Raw genomic sequence first — 209 nt, forward strand, 5'->3', positions numbered from 1 at the left:
GGGAAAAGGGAGGAAGAGGGGGGGGGGGAAAGAGAGGGAAGAAAGAAAAAGAGAGGAAAAAGAGAAAGAAAAGGAGGGGAAAAGAAGAAGGGAGGAGGGGGGAAGGAAGGAAAAAAGGGAGGAGGGGGAAGGGGGGAGGAAAAGGAGGGAAAGAGGAAAAGGGGAAAGGAAAAAGAGGGAAGGAGAAAGGGGAGGGGGGGGAAGAGGGG

General features: G+C 54.1%; 1 protein-coding gene. It reads left to right on the forward strand.

Going from position 1 to position 209, the window contains the following annotated elements:
• A partial coding sequence (locus AB1471_RS19285) for a hypothetical protein (RefSeq protein ID WP_367781130.1) occupies positions 1-209 on the forward strand: 209 nt, incomplete at both ends.

This window comes from Jeotgalibacillus marinus (assembly GCF_040801915.1).
In the GTDB taxonomy this organism is placed as follows: domain Bacteria; phylum Bacillota; class Bacilli; order Bacillales; family Jeotgalibacillaceae; genus Jeotgalibacillus; species Jeotgalibacillus marinus.